This is a genomic window from Pseudomonas sp. PGPPP4, assembly GCF_002256045.1.
GTDB classification, from domain to species: domain Bacteria; phylum Pseudomonadota; class Gammaproteobacteria; order Pseudomonadales; family Pseudomonadaceae; genus Chryseomonas; species Chryseomonas oryzihabitans.
Map to the genome: position 1 here is coordinate 127,618 of NZ_NKID01000006.1, position 22,999 is coordinate 150,616.

The following is a 22,999-nucleotide window of genomic DNA, read 5'->3' on the forward strand; positions in this document are numbered from 1 at the left end:
CCAACCACAAGACCAGGCCCGCCATGCACAGTCCCCCCGCCTGCCCCCCGGCAGCACCCGCCATGAACACCTTCGAGCGTTATCTCAGCCTCTGGGTCGCGCTCTGCATCCTCGCCGGCATCGCCCTCGGCCAGCTGGCTCCGGGCCTGTTCCGCGCTATCGGCCGGATCGAGGTGGCCCAGGTCAATCTGCCGGTCGGCCTGCTGATCTGGATCATGATCGTGCCGATGCTGCTGAAGGTGGATTTCAGCGCCCTCGGCCAGGTGCGCCAGCACTGGCGCGGGATCGGCGTCACCCTGTTCGTCAACTGGGCGGTCAAGCCCTTCTCCATGGCGCTGCTCGCCTGGCTGTTCATTCGCGAGCTCTTCGCGCCCTGGCTGCCGACGGAGCAACTGGACAGCTACATCGCCGGGCTCATCCTGCTGGCAGCGGCGCCCTGCACCGCCATGGTCTTCGTCTGGAGTCGACTCACCAAGGGCGATCCGCTGTTCACCCTGTCCCAGGTCGCGCTGAACGACACCCTCATGGTCTTCGCCTTCGCCCCCATCGTCGGCCTGTTGCTGGGCCTGTCGTCGATCACGGTGCCCTGGGCCACGCTGCTGCTTTCGGTGGTTCTCTACCTGGTGCTGCCGGTGATCCTCGCCCAGCTCTGGCGGCGGGCGCTGCTGCGCCAGGGTCAGGCCGCCTTCGACCGCACCCTGGCCCGTCTGGGCCCTCTCTCGATGGCCGCCCTGCTGGCAACCCTGGTGCTGCTGTTCGCCTTCCAGGGCGAGGCCATCCTGGCGCAGCCGCTGGTGATCGCCCTGCTGGCCGTGCCCATCCTGATCCAGGTGCTGTTCAATTCGGCCCTGGCCTACTGGCTGAATCGCCTGGTGGGCGAGAGCCACAGCGTGGCCTGTCCCTCGGCGCTGATCGGCGCCAGCAACTTCTTCGAACTGGCGGTGGCCGCCGCCATCAGCCTGTTCGGCTTCCACTCGGGCGCCGCCCTGGCTACCGTGGTGGGCGTCCTCATCGAGGTACCGCTGATGCTGCTGGTCGTGCGCCTGGTGAACGGCTCGCGTGGCTGGTACGAACGGGGTGCCCCTTCCCACCGTCGAGACCGTCCATGAACAGCGCCATCACGATCTACCACAACCCCGCCTGCGGCACCTCGCGCAACGTGCTGGGCCTGATTCGCAACAGCGGCGTCGAGCCGACGGTCATCCACTACCTGGAGACACCGCCCGACCGGGCGCAGCTGGAGCGGCTGATCGCCGACCTGGGCATGCCGGTGCGCGAGCTGCTGCGTCAGAAGGGTACGCCCTACGCCGAGCTGGGCCTGGACGATCCGCAGCTGGATGACGCGGCCCTGATCGCCGCCATGCTGCAGCATCCCCTGCTGATCAATCGACCCATCGTGGTGACCCCCCTGGGTACCCGCCTCTGCCGGCCCTCGGAACGGGTGCTGGAGATCCTGCCCGAGCCGCAGCGCGGTCCCTTCGTCAAGGAGGATGGCGAGGTGGTGGTTCCCTCTGCGGCGCCGCGCGGCTGATCGAGGCCCCCATGCGCGACATCGCCCGCGATAAGGACGGCGCCTGGCAGGTCTTCCTGATCTTCCTGCGCCTGGGCTGCACCAGCTTTGGCGGCCCCATCGCCCACCTCGGCTACTTCCGCCAGGCCTTCGTCACGCGGCGCCAGTGGCTGGACGAAGCCGCCTATGCCGAGCTGGTTGCCCTCTGCCAGCTGCTGCCCGGCCCGACCAGCAGCCAGGTCGGCATGGCCCTGGGCCTGGGGCGTGCCGGTGGCTGGGGTCTGCTGGCGGCCTGGCTGGGTTTCACCCTGCCCTCCGCCCTGCTGCTGATCCTGTTCGCCCTGGGCCTCGCCCACTTTCCGGGATTGGCCGACTCGGGCGCGGTGCATGGGCTCAAGGTCTTTGCCGTGGCGGTGGTGGCCCAGGCGGTCTGGAGCATGGGCCGCAGCCTGTGCCCGGATACCTCGCGCCGCGTCCTGGCGCTGGTCGTCGCCGGCCTGGCGCTCTGGCTGCCCGGTTCGGCGGGCCAGCTGCTGGGCCTGGGTCTGGCCGCCCTAGTCGGGCGCCTGGCCCTGGCGCCCGCCGCCACGCCGCCGGCCCCGAGCCTGCAAACGGGACTCTCCCGACGCCTGGGTGTGATCGCACTGCTGCTGTTCCTGCTGCCGCTGCTGCTCTTACCCGTCTGGGACAACCTGGCCGCGGGTGTCTATCGCACCGGCGCCCTGGTGTTCGGCGGTGGCCACGTGGTGCTGCCGCTGCTGCAGGCGGTGGTGGTGCCCAGCGGCCTGGTCAGCGACAGCCAGGTCATGGCCGGCTACGGCCTGGCCCAGGCGGTGCCCGGACCGCTATTCACCTTTGCCGCCTACCTGGGGGCCCTAGTGCCCGCGGCCCTGCCCGCCTGGCTCAATGGCCTGTTCTGGACTCTGCTGATCTTTCTGCCCGGCGCCCTGCTCCTGCTGGCGGCCCTGCCCTTCTGGCAGACGCTGCGCCAGCACCCCGGCTGGCAACGCCTGCTGACCGGACTCAACGCCGGAGTGGTCGGTCTGCTGCTCGCGGCGCTCTACGATCCGGTGTGGACGGGGGCGATCCGCAGCCTGACGGATGTCGTCCTGGCGGCCCTGGCCTTGGCGCTGCTCCTGCGCACCCGCTGGTCACCGGTGCTGATCGCGCTGCTGGTCGCCCTAATCGTCTGCCTATTGAACTTTTAGCGCACTACCGTTTAGCGGCATCCCACTAGTGGCCCGATGAAATTGCGGCGTGGTTCGCTGTAGCTCCGTGGAAAGCTAGGCACTGTCGGCGTGACGTTCCGCTGTATGAAACGTCTTGCCCTGCGCGAGAACGTGTCCAGCGAGCGCTCGGCCTGACATGCATTAAGGATGACCGCAATGACCTACAAGAACCCCCTGGACACCGCCGCTCCCCTGTTCACCGCTGCCGCCACCACCAAGGCGCCGCTGACCGCCGCCCCCGCCAAGCCGGCTGGCATCTCTGACGGCGTCACCTACTACGCCTTCCAGAGCCAGCCGCGGCTGACCCTCGACATCAATACCGCGCCCGAATACGTTGGCTTCGCCAAGACCTTCGATGCCAAGGGCCCCCACTACGCGGCCGCCTCGACCCTGAACGAGCTGACCCTGACCGGTCACTGGGAAGGCCAGCTGACGCGCCTAGACGGCCATACCCGCGGCGCCACCGCCAGCGACAGTACGCTGGACTCGAGCATCGCCAAGCTCACCGTCAGCCTCACCGACACCGCTGACAATCAGTTCCACGAAAGCGACCTGATCACCCTGGACAACTTCGACGGCTTGCAGACCTTCGACGGCTCCAAGTCCACGGCCGGCCTGTCGGTCGATTTCATCAATGACTACCAGCATGGCGCCGCCATCTACTCGAGCCAGAGCGCCTTTCTCAAGAACGTAACGACCGGCAGCGGCGGTGATCTGATCCAGGTCAGCACCATTACCGCTCCGGAACTGGACAGCGTCGCCTCGCTCGCTAATTCCAGAGTCAAGGCCATCACGGTCGACAGTGGCGCCGGTGGCGACCAGATCGGCGCCCATATCCAGCAGGCCGACGTCATCATCAACGCCGGCTCCGGCAACGACTATGTCGACCTGCTGTTCGTCAAAGGCGTGGCCGCCCACAACGCCAACTTGAGCGGCAGCTTCGGCCACGGCGCCACCGTCACCCTGGGTGATGGTCACGACGTCCTTACCGTCGATCCCAGCCTGGTCAACTTCGATGGCAGCAGCACCGCCGCCGCCAATCGCTCACTGGCCGCCAACCACGTGACCGTGACCGACTTCAAGGCGAGCGACGACATCATCGTCTTCGGCTCCGCGGTGTACGACGAAAAGGCAGTAGTCACGATCCAAGACGCCGCCCTGACCAAGGCGACCAGCCTGTTCGCGGCGCTCAATACCGTGGCGCACTCCACCACGGGTCTGGTCAACGCCGCCGTCTTCCACTACGGCCAGGACACCTATGTCTTCCGCGATGCGGGCACCGAAGGCCAGGTCGATAACCAGGACACTCTGATCCAGCTGGTAGGCGTCCATAACCTGGAGGACGTCGCCAGCACCGTCTCTGCCCGTGAGCGCTATGAGCCGGGCGGCACCCTCGGCTGGGGTTGATAGCGGCTGAACGATACGGCCGCCCCAACCGGGCGGCTCGCCGGCTGCTTCTGTGAGGTACTCGTGGCTTACTACCTAAGACGGGCACTCACAGCCAGGACCCAGGGTCTGTCTATCGTTACCTTTCCGAACACGAGGAACGCGCGATGAAGATCCTGATGGTCCTGACCTCCCATGACCAGCTCGGCGACACCGGCAAGAAAACCGGCTTCTGGCTGGAAGAATTCGCTGCTCCCTACTATGTCTTCAAGGACGCCGGCGCCGAGATCACCCTGGCCTCCCCCGCCGGCGGCCAACCGCCGCTGGACCCGAAGAGCGACGCCCCCGACGCCCAGACCGAATCCACCGAGCGCTTCAAGAAGGATCCCGAGGCGCAGCAGGCGCTGGCCAGCACCGTCAAGCTTGCCGAGGTGCAGGCCGAGGACTACGACAGCGTCTTCTATCCCGGCGGCCACGGCCCGCTCTGGGACCTCGCCGAATCCCGCGATTCCATCGCCCTGCTCGAAGCCTTCGCCCAGGCCAACAAGCCCTTCGGCCTGGTCTGCCACGCGCCCGGCGTGCTGCGCCACGTCAAGGCCGCCGACGGCACCCCGCTGGTCAAGGGCCGCACCGTCACCGGCTTCACCAACAGCGAAGAAGCCGGCGTGCAACTCACCGACGTGGTGCCCTTCCTGGTGGAAGACGAACTCAAGAAGCTCGGCGCCCGCTACGAGAAGGGCCCGGACTGGGGCGAGTTCGTGGTCGAGGACGGCAACCTGGTCACCGGCCAGAATCCGGCCAGCTCGGAAGCCGCGGCGGACGCCTTGCTGACCAAGCTGGGTTAAGAACTGCGCACCTGAAAAAGCCCGCCAACTGGCGGGCTTTTTACTGCTCCCCCGCCAACGCCTGCGCACCGCAGTTTTCCGCGCGGCGCCCCCGCTCTGCTGCCCAGGTGCCACTAGTCGTAAAGATTGCAGAATTCCTGGCGCCAGCCGACAGCCTCTCATGAGCGCAGCCTTAGCCCTGCGCCGCCCAGGCTGGAAAGGATATTCCGTGCAAGCTATTACCTGGTCGTATTTTCAGAGCCCTGCCCGATGAAGAGACTCCTGCTCGGCGTGCGCGCCCTGATGTCCGTGCCCAAGGACAATCCTGGCCTGGTCAAGGCGCAATACCTTGCGCTGTCGCGCCAGCTGCCGATGATGTACTTCATCCTGCTGACCAACACCCTGATGCTGGCCGGCACCCACTATGCCGTCGCGCCACGCTGGCTGGTGCTCTACTGCCCGCTGGTCATGACGCTGTTCGGTGTGATCCGGGCGGCCGAGTGGTTCCGCACGCGCAATCAGCCGCGCAGCCCGACGCAGATGCTCACGGCCCTGAAGCGCACCAACCGGCTCGCGCCCTTCGTGGCCTCGGCCTTCACCGCCTGGGCGCTGGCGCTGTTTCCCTATGGCGACAGCTACACCCAGGCGCATGTGGGCTTCTACATGGCCATCACCGTGATCGGCTGCATCTTCTGCATGATGCACCTGCTGCCCGCGGCCCTGGCCACCACCGCCGTGGTCAACACGGCCTTCGTGGTGTTCTTCGCCTCCACCACCATCAGCACCTTCGTGGCCACGGCGATCGATGTGCTGCTGGTGTCCATCGCCATGCTGGTCATCCTCAAGGCACAGTACGGCGACTTCACCCGCCTGGTGAACATGCAGGCGCAGACGGCGAAACTCAGCGAGGAAAATCTCAAGCTGGCCAACCAGGACAGCCTGACCGGCCTGGCCAATCGGCGGCAATTCTTCTCCCGCCTCGATACGCTGCTGGCCGACGCGCGCGCCCAGGGGACCCGCCTGGCCGTGGGCCTGATCGACCTGGACGGCTTCAAGCCGGTCAACGATCTCTATGGCCATAGCGTGGGCGACCGATTGCTCTATCAGGTCGGCCAGCGCCTGAGCACACTGCTCGACGAAGACGTCCACCTGGCCCGCCTGGGCGGCGACGAATTCAGCCTGATCATCACCCGGGTCCTGAACGATGAGCAGCTGCGGGCGTTTGGCGAAAGGGTCTGCGCCAGCCTGCGCGAGCCCTTCCTGCTGGTGGACCTGCCCATCCAGATCAGTGGCTCCCTGGGTCTCGCCACCTTTCCCGACCAGGCCTTTTCCGCCACGGACGTCTACGAGCATGCCGACTACGCCCTCTACCAGAGCAAGCGCCACCGCCCCGGCACGGCCTGCCTGTTCAGCACCGCCCATCGCCAGCAACTCAATCGCGAAGGCCTGACCGAACAGGCCCTGCGCCGGGCTGACCTGGAGCGCGAGTTCTACATGGTCTTCCAGCCCATCGTGGACCTCCACAGCAAGCAGACCGTGGCCTTCGAGGCCCTCGCCCGCTGGGACAGCCCGGAGCTGGGCAACGTCCCGCCGGGTGATTTCATCGCCACCGCCGAGCGCGTCGGCATGGTCAATAGACTTACCCTGCCGCTGCTGAACAAGGCCCTGAACGCGGCCGCGCGCTGGCCCGCCGGCATCCGCCTGGCCTTCAACCTCTCCGCCCACGACTGTGCCTCCGAGGAAGCCGCCCAGCAGATCGTCGAACTGATCAGGCGCAGCCCGTTCGATCCGGCCTGCCTGGACCTGGAAATCACCGAAACCGCCGCCATCCAGGACCTGCCCCAGACCCAGCGCGCCATCAGCCGCTTCCGCGAACTGGGCTGCGGTATCTCCCTCGACGACTTCGGCACCGGCTATTCCAGCCTGAGCCAGATCCACGCCCTACCCCTGACCAAACTCAAGGTGGACCGCACCTTCGTCACCAACCTCCACCTCGACCCGGCCAGCTTCAAGATCGTCAAATCCCTGATTGCCCTGTGCCAGGACATGCAGCTGGAATGCATCGTGGAAGGGGTGGAGACCGCAGCAGAACTGGGTGCGCTGAAGAATCTTGGTTGTACAAGGGCGCAGGGTTATCTGTTCGCCAAGCCGATGCGGGCGAGTGAGATTAGGGGTTGGTTGGAGGGGGAGCATTTGGCTGAGGTGTTGGCGGTTTGACTCCTTACCGCGCAATGGACGACGCACGCGCTCAGGCTCTCTAATTTCGTTGAAATTAAAATGTAAGACCGCGCCGACTGATTCTAGACGCGAGGTAATTCCCAGTCCATTATCAATAGACCACCGTGAATACTTGTGAAATTTTGCATTTACGCAGAACTAAATTTAAATCCAAAGAAAATATCATCAAGAGCTAAATCCGTTCAAAAACCCGGGTTGTCGTACTCATGCAAAAGAAGCCCAAAACCCTATAAAAGATAGCTATTATATTTGCATAAGAAGCGACCCATGCCGCACGATCAAAAACCTCCCAAAAGCATTAACCTATTTTAATTTTGACATCTCACTCCATCACCCACCACAACAAGTCAAAATCAAGCCGAGCACCATTGATCTTATTCCGACACACACCAGCATCTTGCAGGCATATCCAACATCAAATCCGAAGGCGACGTATTTAAACCCTGAAACTTCCTAATTTAAATCTGTAAGCGGCATCATGTTACAGCCAAACCTAGCAAAGACATATAGCCAACTAATTATCAGTACAGAAAAAATCAACCTCACCCCTAACGGGACTCGACAACAGCAAAAAAGGCAGCAGAGCCACCTAACTGCCTCCAACCCCCAAAAGCAAGCGCAGGAACTATTAGGGAATTATGATCTAGAATCTCGCCAACCATGGCAGATCAGCTTATATCATAAAAACATTCCAAAAAACCTACATCTCTTTACCCAGCCACTTCTAATTTGCATCAAGGTCGTTACGCCAAATAATACCTGCGCTTATCGTAGGTACATCCGCTAACCACTGGTTTCTTAGCTGAAAAAGACTTCCAACTTAGTTGCCAATTTCCAACCTGTATTGCTCGCGTCGAAATTCTGAAGCACTTGTACTTGCAGAGTTTGAAAGATGGCCTTACAAGCGGCCAGCCAAAAGCCCGAGCCACTTTGAAATGAAAATAGGCGAAGGGATAGTGGTGTAAAACCATGCGTTAACAGTGACAAAAGCGCATTTATCGACCAATTTTGTTGTTTTTTTGCAAAAACTGCAAATTACTGATAGATTTATGCGTTTTGAGGGAGCCACCATGCTGATTGAATTCAGAGTTCAAAATTTTAAATCCATTAACACCGAGCAAACGTTAAACCTCGTTTGCTCCAGTTCCACTCGAGAAAACTTCAATCAACAAAACTTGATATCTGTCGATAAATTCGGTATCGATAGCGTGCTTAAAAGCGCAGCGATTTTTGGCCCAAATGGAGCTGGAAAGACAAATTTTTCCAGCGCCTTAAGTTCAATGTGTACTAATGTGCTGTCTTCACTAAGACACATCGATAGAGAATATGTTCTTAGCACACTTCCTTTTGTTTTAAAGGAAGACATGTATGATATTCCGACCGAACAAGAAGTGACATTTATTAAAGATGGCGTTTTGTACCGATATGGCATGGCCATCTCCGACAGAATAATCTCAGAGGAGTGGCTTTATCAGACAACCTCGACACGAGAGACGCTTCTTTTTCACCGTCAAGGACAAGCTCTTGAGTATAACAACAGATCTTTTTCGGAAGCGAAAAATTTAGTCAGAAAAGAAGGCGATGGTTACGTAGTTCTACAAACGAAACCTCACATTCCGTTTCTTTCAGTCGTAGCACAATTTGATGGCGACAAATCCACCTCTGTCGTTGACTGGTTTAGAAATTTAAACATTATTACTGGCGTAAATGATGACGGAGTCAAAGAGTACTCGATAGATTTATATGATTCAGATTCAGAGTTTAAATCTTGGGCTTTAAAGGTTCTTTCTGCCATGCAGATTGACGATATAGAAGTTGTAGAGCGCGAAGCTGATTTCCCACTAAAATCTCCAGATGCGATACCCGAACTTGTTGAAGTCACGGAGAAGCTGCAGACTTTTTTAAGAAAAAATCCGGTAAAACAAAAGGCGCTAGCCATTAGCAAGGACATAGGAGAACAAAACTTCCTACTACCAATTGATATTGAATCAGACGGCACAAAACGAGTTATATATTTTCTTGGCGCACTATATGACACCATAAAAAATAATAAAATATTATTTGTGGACGAGTTTGATAGCAAGCTTCACTCGTTACTGAGCAAATTCTTAATCAACCTTTATCACGCCCATAGCCTTGGCTCTAGCCAGTTAATTGTTGCCTGCCACGACACCAACCTTCTTAGCAAAGATATATTTCGTCGAGATCAAATATGGTTTGTAGATAAGAATTTGCGACATGAAAGCGAGTTATATTCCCTATTGGAATATAAGGAATATTACAGCCGAAAAGATAGCAGCTACAACAAAGACTATTTGGCCGGTAAATACGGTGCTATACCTCTTTTTGAATCATCATTTGAAATGGATGAGGTATGTCGTGGCTAATAGAGATCGCAACAAATCATTCTCTCGCAAAGAACGCACCCGGGAAGAGGCGGAAATCAAAACTGCACAAAAAACTCTTATTTCTTTTAACTTTAAAGATTTAGATCAAACCCAACCTACAGGGAACCCTCAGACAATCGCACTGTGGCATCAAGCGAATATGCTTGCTCCTCTCCTTGAGAGAATTCGTCAAGTATGTCAACTATCTAGGACTGAAGCTGTTCAGCAGCAGCAGCTCAAATTTTATGATAACTTCCCACCCAAAAAATCTACTGATTTTTTTCATCCAGGACATGTTCCTCAAGACGTCTATTGGGGAGTATTAAAAAATATTGGCGGCCAGGTAGGTACTGTTGCTGGTTATTTGGTAGAAGATGTATTCCATGTGGTTTTCTTGGACATGGAGCATAAGTTTTGGATAAGCGAGAAAAAAAACACATAACTTAACAATCAATTAGCCAGACAGTAAAAATATGTCTAAAATTTCACTGTTTAAAATCGATTCTTACTCTTATTTAATTCACCACTTAGCCTTTCTAGATAAACTACCGCTTTCAGGTCCATACGGGCGAGATAGATAGTTTATGTCTTCCTGCCTAGCAAGCCGAATTTGCCAGCCAAAAAAGCCAAAAGCCCGCAATTACGCGGGCTTTTGGTTTTCTCTGCGAGACTTACCGGCCTATGCCGGACGCGGGATCACTCCCACTCAATCGTCGCCGGCGGCTTGCTCGAGACGTCGTAGGTGACGCGGGAGATGCCGTCGATTTCGTTGATGATGCGGTTGGAGACCTTTTCCAGCAGCTCGTAGGGCAGATGGGCCCAGCGGGCGGTCATGAAGTCTATGGTTTCCACTGCGCGCAGGGCGACGACCCAGGCGTAGCGGCGGCCGTCGCCGACCACGCCGACGGATTTCACCGGCTGGAAGACGACGAAGGCCTGGCTGACCTTGTGGTACCAGTCGGCCTTGCGCAGTTCGGTGATGAAGATGTCGTCGGCGCGGCGCAGCAGGTCGGCGTATTCCTTCTTCACTTCGCCGAGGATGCGCACGCCCAGGCCCGGACCGGGGAAGGGATGGCGGTAGACCATGTCGTAGGGCAGGCCCAGCTCCAGGCCGATCTTGCGCACCTCGTCCTTGAACAGTTCGCGCAGCGGCTCGACCAGTTTGAGGTTCATCTCTTCGGGCAGGCCGCCGACGTTGTGGTGGGACTTGATGACGTGGGCCTTGCCGGTCTTGGCGCCGGCCGACTCGATGACGTCGGGGTAGATGGTGCCCTGGGCCAGGAACTTGATGTTGTCGAGCTTGCTGGCTTCGGCGTCGAAGACGTCGATGAAGGTGCGGCCAATGATCTTGCGCTTCTTCTCCGGGTCGGCTTCGCCTTCCAGGTTGGTCAGGAAGCGCTGCTCGGAATTGGCGCGGATCACCTTGACGCCCATGTTCTCGGCGAACATGGCCATCACCTGGTCACCCTCGTGCAGGCGCAGCAGGCCGTTGTCGACGAAGACGCAGGTCAGCTGGTCGCCGATGGCCTTGTGCAGCAGGGCCGCGACCACCGAGGAGTCGACGCCGCCGGAGAGGCCCAGCAGCACGTTGGCGCTGCCGACCTGGGCGCGCACTTGGGCGATGGCGTCCTCGACGATGTTGGCCGGGGTCCAGAGGGCTTCGCAGCCGCAGATATCCTTGAGGAAGCGCGAGAGGATGCGCCCGCCCTGCTTGGTGTGGGTCACCTCGGGATGGAACTGCACGCCGTACCAGCCGCGCTCGTCGTCGCCCATCGCGGCGATGGCGCAGCTGGGGGTGCTGGCGACGATGTGGAAGCCGTCCGGCAGCTTGCCGACCTTGTCGCCATGGCTCATCCAGACGTCCAGACCGAGCACGCCGTCGTCGTCGATGTGGTCTTCGATGCCTTCGAGCAGGCGGCTCTTGCCGACCACGTCGACCTTGGCGTAGCCGAATTCACGGATATTGGAGCCTTCGACCTTGCCGCCGAGCTGCTCGGCCATGGTCTGCATGCCGTAGCAGATGCCGAACAGGGGCACGCCCAGGTCGAACACCGCCTTGGGTGCGCGGGGGCTGCCAGCCTCATGGACCGACTCGGGACCACCGGCGAGGATGATGCCGCGCGGAGCGAAGGCACGGATGTCGGCGTCGTCCATGTCGAAGGGGTGCAGCTCGCAATAGACGCCCAGTTCGCGCACGCGGCGGGCGATGAGCTGGGTGTACTGGGAGCCGAAGTCGAGGATGAGGATGCGGTGGGCGTGGATGTCTTGGGACATGGCCAGGTCTCGATAGCGCTAGGTTCAGACGATTCGGGGCTGTAAGACAGCCCCGAATCGCAACGTAGAAACAGGTTGGAATCAGCCCACGCGGTAGTTGGGCGCTTCCTTGGTGATCTGCACGTCGTGGACGTGGGATTCGGCCATGCCGGCGCCGGTGATGCGCACGAACTGCGGCTTGGTGCGCATCTGCTCGACGGTGGCGCAACCGGTGTAGCCCATGGAGGCACGCAGGCCGCCCATCAGCTGGTGGATGATCGCCGCCAGCGGACCCTTGTAGGGGACGCGGCCTTCGATGCCTTCGGGGACCAGCTTCTCGGCGCCGGAGGCGGAATCCTGGAAGTAGCGGTCGCTGGAGCCCTGGGTCTGGGACATGGCGCCCAGGGAGCCCATGCCGCGGTAGGACTTGTAGGAGCGGCCCTGGAACAGCTCGACCTCGCCCGGGGCCTCTTCGGTACCGGCGAACATGGAGCCCATCATCACGCAGTAGCCACCGGCGACGATGGCCTTGGACAGGTCACCGGAGAAGCGGATGCCGCCGTCGGCGATCAGCGGGACGCCGGTGCCTTCGAGGGCGGCGGCGACATTGGCGATGGCGGAGATCTGCGGCACGCCGACACCGGCGACGATGCGGGTGGTGCAGATGGAGCCCGGGCCGATGCCGACCTTGACCGCGTCGGCGCCAGCGTCAGCCAGGGCCTTGGCGGCTTCGGCGGTGGCGATGTTGCCGCCGATGACCTGGACCTGCGGATAGGTCTGCTTGACCCAGCGCACGCGCTCGATCACGCCCTTGGAGTGACCGTGGGCGGTGTCGACCACGATGACGTCGACGCCGGCGGCAACCAGGGCGGCCACGCGCTCGGGGGTCTCGGCACCGGTACCGACGGCCGCGCCGACGCGCAGGCTACCGGCGTCGTCCTTGCTGGCGTTGGGGTAGGCCTTGGCCTTTTCGATGTCCTTGACGGTCATCATGCCCTTGAGGGCGAAGGCTTCGTCGACGATCAGCACCTTCTCGATGCGGTGCTTGTGCAGCAGCTCGCGGACTTCCTGCTTGTCGGCGCCTTCGCGCACGGTGACCAGGCGATCCTTGGGGGTCATGACTTCGCGCACCGGCACGTCGAGACGGGTCTCGAAGCGCACATCGCGGGAGGTGACGATACCGACCAGGTCACGCCCGGACAGCACCGGAACGCCGGAGATGTTGTGCAGGCGGGTCAGGTCGAACAGGTCGCGCACGCTGGCGTCGGCGTCGATGGTGATGGGGTCCTTCACCACGCCGGCCTCGAAGCGCTTGACCTTGCGGACTTCCGCGGCCTGCTGCTCGACGGTCATGTTCTTGTGGATGATGCCGATGCCGCCTTCCTGGGCCATGGCGATGGCCAGACGGGACTCGGTCACGGTGTCCATGGCGGCGGACACCAGGGGAATGTTCAGCTCGATGCCACGGGTCAGGCGGGTCTTGAGACTGACGTCTTTCGGCAGGACATCCGAATAGCCGGGGATGAGGAGAACGTCGTCGAACGTCAGGGCTTCTTGGCTGATGCGCAGCATGGCGGGCGCTCCCGGGCGGGAAAATTTAGGAGCGCGACATTATACCTGCGCTTGGGGATGGGCGGCAACGGACCTGGACACCAACGGTAAGAGGATTCGATTTACGTGAGAATGACTATCAACATAGAATCGCCGCCACTTTCCCCGCCCCTCTTGAGAACGCCCTTGAACACGCCGCCCAGAGCCCTTCGCCGTTTCGCGCCTTTCGCCTTCAGCACCCTGGCCCTGGCGACCAGTTCGAGCCTCCTGGCCGCGGAAAACGCCAGCCTCGCCCCCATGGACATTTCCGCCCCGGCTACCGAGGCCGACCAGGGCTATCGCGCGACCCGGGCCTCGACCGCGAGCAAGAGCGATGTGCCGATCAAGGAAGAGGCGCAGTCGGTGCAGACCGTGACCCCGCAGCTGATCCAGGACTACGAGGTGCGGACCCTGGACGACGCCTCGAAATTCGTCAGCGGCGTGACCCAGAGCAACACCCTGGCCGGGACCAAGGACGCCTTCGTCAAACGCGGCTTCGGCAGCAACAACGACGGCTCCATCTTTCGCGACGGGGTGCGCTCGAATCTGTCGCACAACTTCGACGCCACCGCCGAGCGGGTGGAAGTCCTGAAGGGCCCCGCCTCTCTGCTCTATGGCGCCCTCGAACCCGGCGGCCTGATCAACGTGGTCAGCAAGCAGCCGCAGTACCAACCGCTTACCACCCTGAGCGGCTCGGCCTACAGCGAAGGCGGCGGCAATCTCGGCGTCGACACCACCGGCCCCCTGGGCGACAGCGGCTTCGCCTATCGGCTGATCGCCGAGCGGCAGAGCGAGGACTACTGGCGCAACTACGGGGTGGATCAACACACCCTGGTGGCGCCGTCGCTGTCCTGGACCGGCGAGCGCGCCAGCCTGACCCTGGCCTATTCCTACAACGATTACACCGGCCCGGTGGATCGGGGGACGGTGTTCGTCAATGGGCATCCCAGCAGCGCCAGCTACGACAAACGCCTCGACGAAAAATGGTCCGAGACCAAAGGCATCACCGAGACGGCCAGTGCTCGTTTCGAGTATCAGCTCAGCGACGACTGGAAGACCCGGCTGATCTATGCCTGGAACAACGATCGCTACAGCCTGGACTTCGCCCAGCCGGTCTCTCTGGCCGCCAACGGTAACCTGCTGCGGACTGCCAATGGCGCCAACTACGACTATGAAACCCAGTACACCAGCTGGGACTTCATCGGCAGTCAGGAGTTGTTCGGCCAGCGTCATGAGCTGCTGGTGGGCATCGACCACGAAGAGAACAGTCAGTACCGCGGCAAGACCTACCGCAACAACACGGGCTCCCGCCGCAACATCAATATCTTCGCGCCGGTGTACGGCAACCTGGCGGCGCCCAGCCTGCTCAGCGCAGCCCAGAGCGATCAGGATAGCGACCTGGATTCGACGTCCCTCTACTTCAAGGACAACTGGCACCTGAACGATCGCTGGATCCTGGTGCTCGGTGGCCGTTATCAGCAATTCGACCAGTACGCCGCTCAGGGCCTGGGCAACACTCATGTGGTCAACCTGGACAAGCGCGATCACGCCGTGGTGCCGCTGGCCGGACTGGTGTTCAAGGCGACCGAGGACCTGTCGCTGTACGGCAACTACAGCCGCTCCTTCGTCCCCAACACCACGGTGGACGACCGCGGTACCACCTTCGAACCCGAAGAAGGCCGCAGCTTCGAGGTCGGCGCCAAGTACGACCTGACGCCGGGGCTGAACCTGAACGTCGCGCTCTACGACATCGAGAAGAAGAACGTCGTCACCACCACTAGCGTGAATGGCGTAAGCATCGGCGAAGCCGCCGGCAAGGTCGGCTCACGAGGCGTGGAGGTGGATCTCACCGGTCGCCTGGCCGAGCGCTGGGACATGATCGCCACCTATGCCTACAACAAGACCAAGGTGCTGGATGACCCCAGCAATGAGGGTAATCGTCTGACCCAGGCACCCGAGCACATGGGAAGCCTGTATCTGACCCATCACCTGCAAGTGCCTTCGAACCTGGGCGACTGGCGTCTGGGCGGCGGCGCCCGCTACGTCGGCGAACGGGCCGGCGATGCGGCCAACAGCTTCTACATGAGCAGCTACACCGTGGCCGACGCCTTCCTGCGCTGGGACCTGCCGGTGACCGGCTACCAGACCCGCCTGCAGCTCAACGTCGACAACCTGTTCGACAAGCAGTACTACCCATCGAGCGCCAACAGCCCGCTGCAGGTCGCGGTGGGCGAGCCGCGGACGGCGCGGTTGAGTGCCACGGTGAGCTTCTAAGCCAGCGGCCTGCCCTCACCCCAGCCCTCTCCCAGGGGGAGAGGGGGCGGATCGCTACGTGCAACACAGTGGAAAACGCTTCGCGGTTTTCCACGCTACGCCCAAGGTTGCATCACCTGTAGGAGCGGCCCATGGCCGCGATCCGCTAGCAGCCTGCGCTCACCCCAAAGGGAGAGGGAACGGCCCGGCGTCCTTAGCGGATGCCAGCCCTGCGCTGATGCTCTATCCTAGCCGCCCCGCTCGGGGCCTCGGCCTGCCTAGCGGGCCTCTTTCCGTCTTCAGCCAGTCCCCGTCATGCTCGATCGCCGCTCCCTTCTGCACTTCGCCGCTGGTACCGCGCTGCTCGCCGGACTGCCAGGTCGGGTCTATGCACGCGCGTCGGTGGCGGATGGCGATTTTCCGCGGCAGGTCGAGCATGTGGTGGGCAGCACCCTGATCCCGCGCCAACCCCAGCGGGTGGCCGTGATCTCCACCGGCCAGCTGGACGCCGCCCTGAGCCTGGGCGTGATCCCGGCGGGCACCACCCGGGTGGACAATCGTGAACTGGCGCCGGGCTATCTGCGCACCGCCCTCGCCAATCGCGCGCCGGAGCTCGATGCCATGGTCGATCTGGGCAGTCGTCAGGCACCGGATCTGGAAGCCCTCGCGCGCCTGGCGCCGGATCTGGTCGTGCTCAATCGCACCGTGCTCAAGGCCGGCGGGCTGGAGCTGTTCTCGCGCATCGCCCCCACGGTGGTGGCGCGCGGCACCGGCGGCAACTGGCGACCGGATTTCCTGCTGCTGGCCGATGCCCTGGGCCGCCGGCAGCAGGCCGAGCGACGGCTGGCGGACCTGGATCTTGAGCTGGCCGGCCTGGCGCAGCGCTTCGGCGCCCAGCCGCCCTCCGCCTCCCTGCTGTTTTCCAGCGGCGCGCGACTGCGCCTGATGGGCGCGGATTCCTTTGCCGGCGGGCTGCTGCAGGCGATGGGCGTGACCCGCCCGGCGGCGCAGCGCTTCAAGGGCACCTCGCGGGATGTCAGCGCCGAGTTGCTGGACCTGGCCGACGCCGACTGGCTGTTCTATGCCGAGCAGGGCACCGCCCTGGCCAGCCTGGCGCGACAGCCGCTGTGGCCGCGGCTCACGGCGGTGAGCCAATCCCGGGCCATCCGCGTGGACACCGACGCCTTCTACCTCAACGCCGGCCCCCTCGCCGCGCGCCAGGTGATCAGCACGGTCGCCGGCGCCCTGGGGGCGACATGACCGCGCCAGCCCGCCCCGCGCCTCTAGCGCAACGAGCATCCGCCGCCCGCGGCGGCCTGGTGCTGGTCCTGCTGCTGATCGTCCTGGCGCTGGCGGTGGTGGCGAGTCTGGGCATAGGGGCGCGGTCGCTGTCGGCGGCGCAGATCCTGCACCTGCTCGTCGCCCCCGATGCCTCCACCGACGCCGTGGTGCTCTGGGAGTTGCGCCTGCCGCGCACCCTGCTCGGACTGCTGGTGGGCGCGGCCCTGGGCCTGGCCGGTGCCCTGATGCAGGCGCTGACGCGCAATCCGCTGGCCGATCCCGGGTTACTGGGGATCAATGCCGGGGCCGCCTTCGCCGTGGTGGCCGGCTTGTCGCTGCTGGGGCTGGACGACGCCCCGACGCGCCTGGCCTGTGCCCTGCTGGGAGCGGCCCTGGCCGCCGGCCTGGTCTATCTGCTCGGTGGCAGTGCCCCGGCCCGCGGTCAGCCGATACGCTTGATCCTGGCTGGCATCGCCCTCAGCGCCAGCCTCAACGCCTGCACCGGCATCATCACCCTGTTCGATAGCGCGGTGTTCGACAGCTACCGCTTCTGGGCGGTGGGCGCCCTGAGCGGCCAGACGCCGGGCGGCGCCCTCGGCATCCTGCCGTTGCTGCTGATCGGCCTGGCGCTGGGCCTGCCCCTGGGCAGCCGTCTCAATGCCCTGGCGCTGGGCGACGACCTCGGTCGCGCCCTGGGCGCCCGCCCCGGGCAACTGCGGCTGCTGGCCTTTGTCGCCATCGTGCTGCTGTGCGGCGCCGCCACCGCGGTGGCCGGGCCCATCGGCTTTCTCGGCCTGGTGGTGCCCCATGCCCTGCGCCTGCTGGTGGGCGCCGACTGGCGCTGGATCCTGGCCCTGGCGCCCCTGGCCGGTGCCAATCTGCTGTTGCTGGCCGACACCCTGGGCCGCCGCGTGGCCCTGCCGGGTGAGCTGGAAGCGGGAATCGTCTGTGCTCTGCTCGGCACTCCGGTGCTGCTCGCGCTGATCATCCGTTCCGCCCGCCGGGTGCGCCCTTGAGTCGCCATCGTTTCGCCCCGCGACGCTCGGCGCGCTTCAAGGCCTGCCTGTTGCTGCTCCTGCTGGCGACCATCGGCCTCTGCGCCCTGACCCTCACCGGCGGCGCCTTCGCCCCGGCGCCGCACCGGGTGGCGGTCACCCTGCTCGGCCGGGGCGATGCCCTGGCCAGCCTGATCCTGCTGGATCTGCGCCTGCCGCGGCTGCTGGCGGCCTTTGGCGTCGGCGCGGCCCTGGGCGCCAGCGGCGCCATCTTCCAGCGCCTAGCGCGCAATCCCCTGGCCAGTCCGGATCTGGTGGGCTTTACCGTCGGCTCGGCCAGTGGCGCCCTGATCACCCTGCTCTGGCTGCAACTGGGCGGCGCGGCGCTGATGCTGGGCGCCCTCAGCGGTGGGCTGCTGGCCGCGGTACTGGTAGCGGGCCTCGCGGCCCTGGCGGGGATCCGCGGTGAGCGGATGATCCTGCTGGGCATCGCCGTCAGCGCCCTGCTCGCCTCGCTCAACGAATACCTGCTGACCCGCGCCGAGCTGGACGAGGCCCAGGAGGCGCGGCTCTGGCTGTTCGGCAGCCTGGACATGCTGACCTGGAATCGCACCCTGACCCTGCTCGCCGGCTGCCTGCTGCTCCTGCCGCTGGCCGCCTGGCTGGCGCGGCGGCTGCGCCTGCTGGAGCTGGGCGACGACCTGGCCCGGGCCCTGGGCCTGGCCGTGCTGCCCAGCCAGAATCTGCTGCTGGCGGTCGCCGTGGCCCTGGCCGCCCTGGCCATCGCCACCGCCGGCCCCATCGGCTTCGTCGCCCTGGCGGCGCCCCAGCTGGCCCGGCGCCTGACCCGTAGCGCCGATCTCGGCATCCTCGCCCCTGCCCTGCTCGGCGCCTGCCTCACCGCCCTTGCCGATCTCTTGGCCCAGCGGCTGCTGGCGCCCTTCCAGATTCCGGTCGGCCTGCTGACCGGCGCCCTGGGCGGCCTCTATCTGATCTTTTTGCTGAGCCGCGAATGGCGGCGGACCTCATGAGCCAAGACGCCCCTTCCAGCCGCCTCGCCGCCCACGGTCTCACCGTCGGCTACGGCGGCCAGCCGATCTGCACCGACCTCGATGTGCACCTGCCCGATGGCCGCTTCACCGTGATCATCGGCCCCAACGGCTGTGGCAAGTCGACCCTGCTGCGCAGCCTGGCGCGGCTGATCCGTCCCAGCGCTGGCGAGGTGCGCCTGGACGGCCGGCTGATCCAGGACCTGCCGACCCGCGAGGTGGCCCGCCGCATCGGCCTGCTGCCGCAGAGCGCGGTGGCGCCGGACGACATCCTGGTCAGCGACCTGGTGGCGCGCGGGCGCCATCCCCATCGCCAGGCCTTCGCCGGCTGGACGGAGGCCGACGAACGCGCGGTGCAGCACGCCCTGGAAGCCACCAATACCCTGGCGCTGGCCGAGCGAGCGGTGGACAGCCTGTCCGGCGGCCAGCGCCAGCGGGTGTGGATCGCCCTGGCACTGGCCCAGGAAACCCCGCTGCTGCTGCTCGACGAACCCACCACCTTTCTCGACATCGCCCACCAGGTGGAGCTGATGGAGCTGCTCTGCCGGCTCAACCGCGACGGCGGCCGCACCCTGGTGGCGGTGCTGCACGACCTCAACCAGGCCTGTCGCTACGCCGACCACATCATCGCCCTGCGCGCCGGGCGCATCCTCGCCGAGGGCCCGCCGGCGGAGATCGTCACCCCCGAGTTGATCGAGGCGCTGTACGGCCTCAAGTGCGCGGTGATCGAGAATCCCCTGGCGGGTACGCCGCTGGTGATTCCCTATTAGCCGCAGGCCCCGGAAAACGCTGCGCGGTTTTCCAGGCTACGGGTAGGGTGGACAAGGGCGCCGCCTCGTCCGCCGCCGCGCCCCATCTTGTCGGACGACCCCACAGGTGCTCCACTGGCGATCCAGAACAACAACGGAGCTCGCCATGCATATCGTCATCCCCGACGACTACCAGCACGTCGTCGAAACCCTGGATTGCTATCCCCTGCTCCAGCGCGCCGGGCATCAGGTGACGCTCTATCACGACGCCGAACGCGATCCCAGGGTGCTGGTGGAGCGCTTCCGTGATGCCGATGCCCTGGTGCTGACACGCGAGCGCACCCGCATCGACGCCGAGCTGCTGGCGCACCTGCCGCGGCTCAAGCTGATCAGCCAGACCGGCAAGGCCACCGCCCACCTCGACGTGGCCGCCTGCACCCGCCAGGGCGTGGCGGTCTGCGAAGGCAGTGGCTCGCCAGTCTCCACCGCCGAGTTGACCTGGACGCTGATCCTCATGGCCCGCCGCAAGCTCAAGCCGGCCATCGACGCCCTCTATGCCGGGCGCTGGCAGGTCAACTTGGGTGAGCGGCTGGATGGCCAGATCCTCGGCATCTGGGGCTACGGCAAGATCGGCCAGCGCCTGGCGCGCTATGGCCAGGCCTTCGGCATGCCGGTGCTGGTCTGGGGCAGCGAAGCCTCGCGCGCCCGCGCCGAAGCCGACGGCCATCGCGCGGCGCCCAGCCAGGAGGCCTTTTTCGCCGAGGCCGATGTCATCAGCCTGCATCTGAGATACAGCGAGCGCAGCCGCGGCTGCGTGCGCGCCGAGGACCTGGCGCGGATGAAGAAAAGCGCCCTGCTGGTCAACACCGCCCGCGCCGGCCTGATCGAACCCGGTGCCCTGCTCACGGCGCTGGAGCTGGGCCATCCCGGCCAGGCGGCGCTGGATGTCTTCGAGCAGGAACCGGTGGCGCCGGACGATCCCCTGCTCGCCCATCCCCAGGTGCTCTGCACTCCGCACCTGGGGTACGTAGAAAAGCACAGCTACGAACTCTATTTCGGCGAGGCCTTCGCCAACCTGGTGGGCTTCTTCAGCGGCGAACCGACCGGCCTGGCCAATCCGGAGGTGTTGGGGCGGTAGGCTTGGGGGCGCGTGGATCGCGTGGATCGCGTGGATCGCGTGGATCGCGTGGATCGCGTGGATCGCGTGGATCGCGTGGATCGCGTGGATAAGGCTGCGCCGTTATCCACCCTACGCAGTGCTCTGTTGGGCTTCGACGGTGGAGCCGTCTCAGCCCAACCTACTACTCGGCACCTGCCTCGACCGTAGGTTGGGTTGAGCGCAGCGAAGCCCAACACCCTCCCGACCACCTACGGCAGCCGCTCCCTTACCGCGGCGGCGAAGGCGGCGGGGGCTTCCTGGGGGATGTTGTGGCCGCAGCCGGGCAGCACCTCGTAGCGGAAGGGTCCGCTGAAGTGCTGCGCCACCTCGGCTTCACCCTGCACCGCGGTGACCCCGCCGTCGGCACCGGCCAATACCGTGGTGGGTACGCGGATGGGTGGCTGCGCGGCGAGCCGGCGCTCGGTCTCGGCATAGGCCGGATCGTCCGGGGCCAGGCCGTAGCGGTGGCGATAGGAGTGGATCACGGTGTCGACGAAATCGGGATTGTCGAAGGCCGCGGCGGTAAGGGCGTAGGTGGCGTCGCTGAAGCACCAGCTGGGTGACCACAGCGACCAGAGCAGTCGACAGAATTCGCGGCGATGTTTCGCCAGCCCGGCGCGCCCCCGTTCGCCATGGAAGTAGTACTGGTACCAATAGCGCAGCTCCGCCGCCGGTTCGGCAGGCTGGGTGGCCGCGGCGGCGATGTCCTGGATCGGATAGCCGTCGCCCAGCACCAGCCCGCTCACCCGCTCCGGCCAGAGCGCGGCGACGATACCGGCGGCGCGACCACCCCAGTCATAGCCAGCCAGGGTCGCCCGCTCCAGGCCCAGGGCATCGAGCAGCGCCAGGACGTCATGGGCCAGGGCGGCCTGCTGGCCGGAACGCGGGGTGTCGGCGCTCAGGTAGCGGGTGGCGCCGTAGCCGCGCAGAAAGGGCACATGGACGCGGCAGCCAGCGATGGCCAGTTCATCGGCCACCTCGGCGTAGGCGTGGATGTCGTAGGGAAAGCCATGCAGCAGCAGGACCGGCGCGCCGCCGTCCGGTCCCTGGACCTGATAGGCGACGTCCAGGACGCCGGCCTGGAGGGAGGTGAGCATGGGCGTTCTCCGCCAAGGGTGTTGTAGAGCGGAGAGGTGGGTGGGCCTGGGAGTTCCCAAGGTGGCCACTTCGCGTGGAAAACGCTGCGCGGTTTTCCACCCTACCAGGCTACGGCGTCTGAGAGCATCGCGGCCATGGGCCGCTCCTACGGTGGCATCCGTGCCTGTAGGAGCGGTCGCTACGGCGCACCGGCATGGCCGCGATAAGCCCGCTACCCCGCCAGATACCGCCCGATCAGGGTCACGCCCGACACCAGCACCAGCCAGGTCACCAGGCGGGTGAAGCGTTCGCGGGACAGGCGGCGTTGCAGGTGGCGGCCGATCCAGCCGCCCAGCAGCATGGCCGGCAGCAGGCAGACGGCCAGGAGCAGCAGGCTGCCGTCGCTGTACGCGCCGGCGATCAGCAACAGGACGATGCGGATGGAGGCGCTGCAGCCGATGAGAAAACTCTGGGTGCCGCGGATGGCGTTCTTGTCTTCCAGGCGGCCATTCAGATAGAGCGCATAGAGGAAACCGCCGCTGCCGAACAGGGCGCCGCACAGGCCCCCTACCCCGCCCGCCGGGATCGACCAGGCCGGTGCCAGTGGGTGAGCGCCCTTGGGACTGAGCAGGCTGTAGGTGGAATAGGCCACCACGAAGAGCCCCAGCCAGAGCATCAGCAACCGGGCATCGGTGCGCATCAGCAGGTAGGTGCCCAGGGCCGCGCCCAGCAGCAGCATGGGCAGCAGGCGCCTGAGTTCACGTCCGGCGATGGCGCGGCGATCCGGCAGCCAGTTGTGGAAGGAGGCGAGGAAATCCAGCATCACCAGCAAGGGCACGATGCGCGACAGCGGCATCCAGCTGGTGAGCAGCGGGCCGGCGACCAAGGCGCTGCCGAAACCGGCGACGCCAAAGATCAGATAGGCCAGGACCAGGATGGCTTCGATGAACAGCCAGTCGAGCGGGCTGAAGGCGGGAATCAGGGCAGCGAGGGTTTCGAGCATGGGGCGCATCCTGCGA

At 64.0% G+C, this 22,999-nt stretch carries 18 protein-coding genes; 14 read left to right on the top strand and 4 right to left on the bottom strand.

Annotated features, from left to right (window positions below):
• Positions 1 to 62 precede the first annotated feature (62 nt).
• The 8 genes from arsB (at position 63) to CFE50_RS12980 (ending at position 10,016) form a co-directional block, all read left to right on the top strand.
• On the top strand, positions 63 to 1,109 hold the full coding sequence (gene arsB / locus CFE50_RS12945) for an ACR3 family arsenite efflux transporter (RefSeq protein WP_502694700.1): 1,047 nt from the start codon (positions 63 to 65) through the stop codon (positions 1,107 to 1,109).
• A complete protein-coding gene (gene arsC / locus CFE50_RS12950; protein WP_077172315.1) occupies positions 1,106 to 1,531 on the top strand; it encodes an arsenate reductase (glutaredoxin) in 426 nt (141 codons plus the stop codon). Before arsB ends, arsC begins: the two co-directional genes overlap by 4 nt.
• A gap of 11 nt (positions 1,532 to 1,542) precedes the next feature.
• Complete coding sequence (chrA, locus tag CFE50_RS12955) at positions 1,543 to 2,718, top strand: chromate efflux transporter (protein ID WP_286734107.1); 1,176 nt, start codon at positions 1,543 to 1,545, stop codon at positions 2,716 to 2,718.
• Between the two features lie 177 nt (positions 2,719 to 2,895).
• Entirely contained in the window at positions 2,896 to 4,146 is a 1,251-nt protein-coding gene (locus CFE50_RS12960) for a hypothetical protein (protein WP_241809808.1), read from the top strand.
• A 146-nt stretch (positions 4,147 to 4,292) separates the two neighbouring features.
• Positions 4,293 to 4,970 (top strand): type 1 glutamine amidotransferase domain-containing protein, encoded by a 678-nt coding sequence (locus tag CFE50_RS12965; RefSeq protein ID WP_241809809.1) that lies wholly within the window; start codon positions 4,293 to 4,295, stop codon positions 4,968 to 4,970.
• Between the two features lie 249 nt (positions 4,971 to 5,219).
• Positions 5,220 to 7,166, top strand: a complete 1,947-nt coding sequence (locus CFE50_RS12970; protein WP_286734111.1) for a putative bifunctional diguanylate cyclase/phosphodiesterase — start codon at positions 5,220 to 5,222, stop codon at positions 7,164 to 7,166.
• Between the two features lie 1,091 nt (positions 7,167 to 8,257).
• A complete protein-coding gene (locus CFE50_RS12975) occupies positions 8,258 to 9,574 on the top strand; it encodes an AAA family ATPase (protein WP_286734114.1) in 1,317 nt (438 codons plus the stop codon).
• Positions 9,567 to 10,016, top strand: a complete 450-nt coding sequence (locus tag CFE50_RS12980; protein WP_286734117.1) for a hypothetical protein — start codon at positions 9,567 to 9,569, stop codon at positions 10,014 to 10,016. The genes CFE50_RS12975 and CFE50_RS12980 overlap by 8 nt, the downstream gene beginning before the upstream one ends.
• Before the next feature lie 254 nt (positions 10,017 to 10,270).
• Here CFE50_RS12980 and guaA read toward each other — a convergent pair whose 3' ends face one another.
• Positions 10,271 to 11,848, bottom strand: a complete 1,578-nt coding sequence (gene guaA, locus CFE50_RS12985) for a glutamine-hydrolyzing GMP synthase (protein WP_058790639.1) — start codon at positions 11,846 to 11,848, stop codon at positions 10,271 to 10,273.
• A gap of 81 nt (positions 11,849 to 11,929) precedes the next feature.
• A complete protein-coding gene (gene guaB / locus CFE50_RS12990; protein ID WP_093254485.1) occupies positions 11,930 to 13,399 on the bottom strand; it encodes an IMP dehydrogenase in 1,470 nt (489 codons plus the stop codon).
• A 165-nt stretch (positions 13,400 to 13,564) separates the two neighbouring features.
• Between guaB and CFE50_RS12995 the strand changes: the two genes are divergently transcribed.
• From CFE50_RS12995 to CFE50_RS13020, 6 genes are all read left to right on the top strand, one after another.
• On the top strand, positions 13,565 to 15,691 hold the full coding sequence (locus CFE50_RS12995; RefSeq protein WP_286734121.1) for a TonB-dependent siderophore receptor: 2,127 nt from the start codon (positions 13,565 to 13,567) through the stop codon (positions 15,689 to 15,691).
• A gap of 294 nt (positions 15,692 to 15,985) precedes the next feature.
• The gene (locus CFE50_RS13000; protein ID WP_286734123.1) at positions 15,986 to 16,930 is read left to right on the top strand and encodes an ABC transporter substrate-binding protein; all 945 of its coding nucleotides are present in this window, start codon (positions 15,986 to 15,988) and stop codon (positions 16,928 to 16,930) included.
• A gap of 59 nt (positions 16,931 to 16,989) precedes the next feature.
• Positions 16,990 to 17,967 (top strand): FecCD family ABC transporter permease, encoded by a 978-nt coding sequence (locus CFE50_RS13005; protein ID WP_502694701.1) that lies wholly within the window; start codon positions 16,990 to 16,992, stop codon positions 17,965 to 17,967.
• Positions 17,964 to 18,977, top strand: a complete 1,014-nt coding sequence (locus tag CFE50_RS13010; RefSeq protein WP_286734126.1) for a FecCD family ABC transporter permease — start codon at positions 17,964 to 17,966, stop codon at positions 18,975 to 18,977. Before CFE50_RS13005 ends, CFE50_RS13010 begins: the two co-directional genes overlap by 4 nt.
• Positions 18,959 to 19,765, top strand: coding sequence for an ABC transporter ATP-binding protein (locus tag CFE50_RS13015; protein ID WP_286734130.1), 807 nt, complete (start codon positions 18,959 to 18,961; stop codon positions 19,763 to 19,765). The genes CFE50_RS13010 and CFE50_RS13015 overlap by 19 nt, the downstream gene beginning before the upstream one ends.
• A gap of 145 nt (positions 19,766 to 19,910) precedes the next feature.
• Positions 19,911 to 20,882, top strand: a complete 972-nt coding sequence (locus CFE50_RS13020) for a D-2-hydroxyacid dehydrogenase family protein (protein WP_027601515.1) — start codon at positions 19,911 to 19,913, stop codon at positions 20,880 to 20,882.
• Between the two features lie 230 nt (positions 20,883 to 21,112).
• Here CFE50_RS13020 and CFE50_RS13025 read toward each other — a convergent pair whose 3' ends face one another.
• Positions 21,113 to 22,000, bottom strand: a complete 888-nt coding sequence (locus CFE50_RS13025) for an alpha/beta fold hydrolase (RefSeq protein WP_286734134.1) — start codon at positions 21,998 to 22,000, stop codon at positions 21,113 to 21,115.
• A gap of 212 nt (positions 22,001 to 22,212) precedes the next feature.
• Positions 22,213 to 22,983, bottom strand: a complete 771-nt coding sequence (locus CFE50_RS13030) for a sulfite exporter TauE/SafE family protein (protein ID WP_286734136.1) — start codon at positions 22,981 to 22,983, stop codon at positions 22,213 to 22,215.
• Positions 22,984 to 22,999 lie beyond the last annotated feature (16 nt).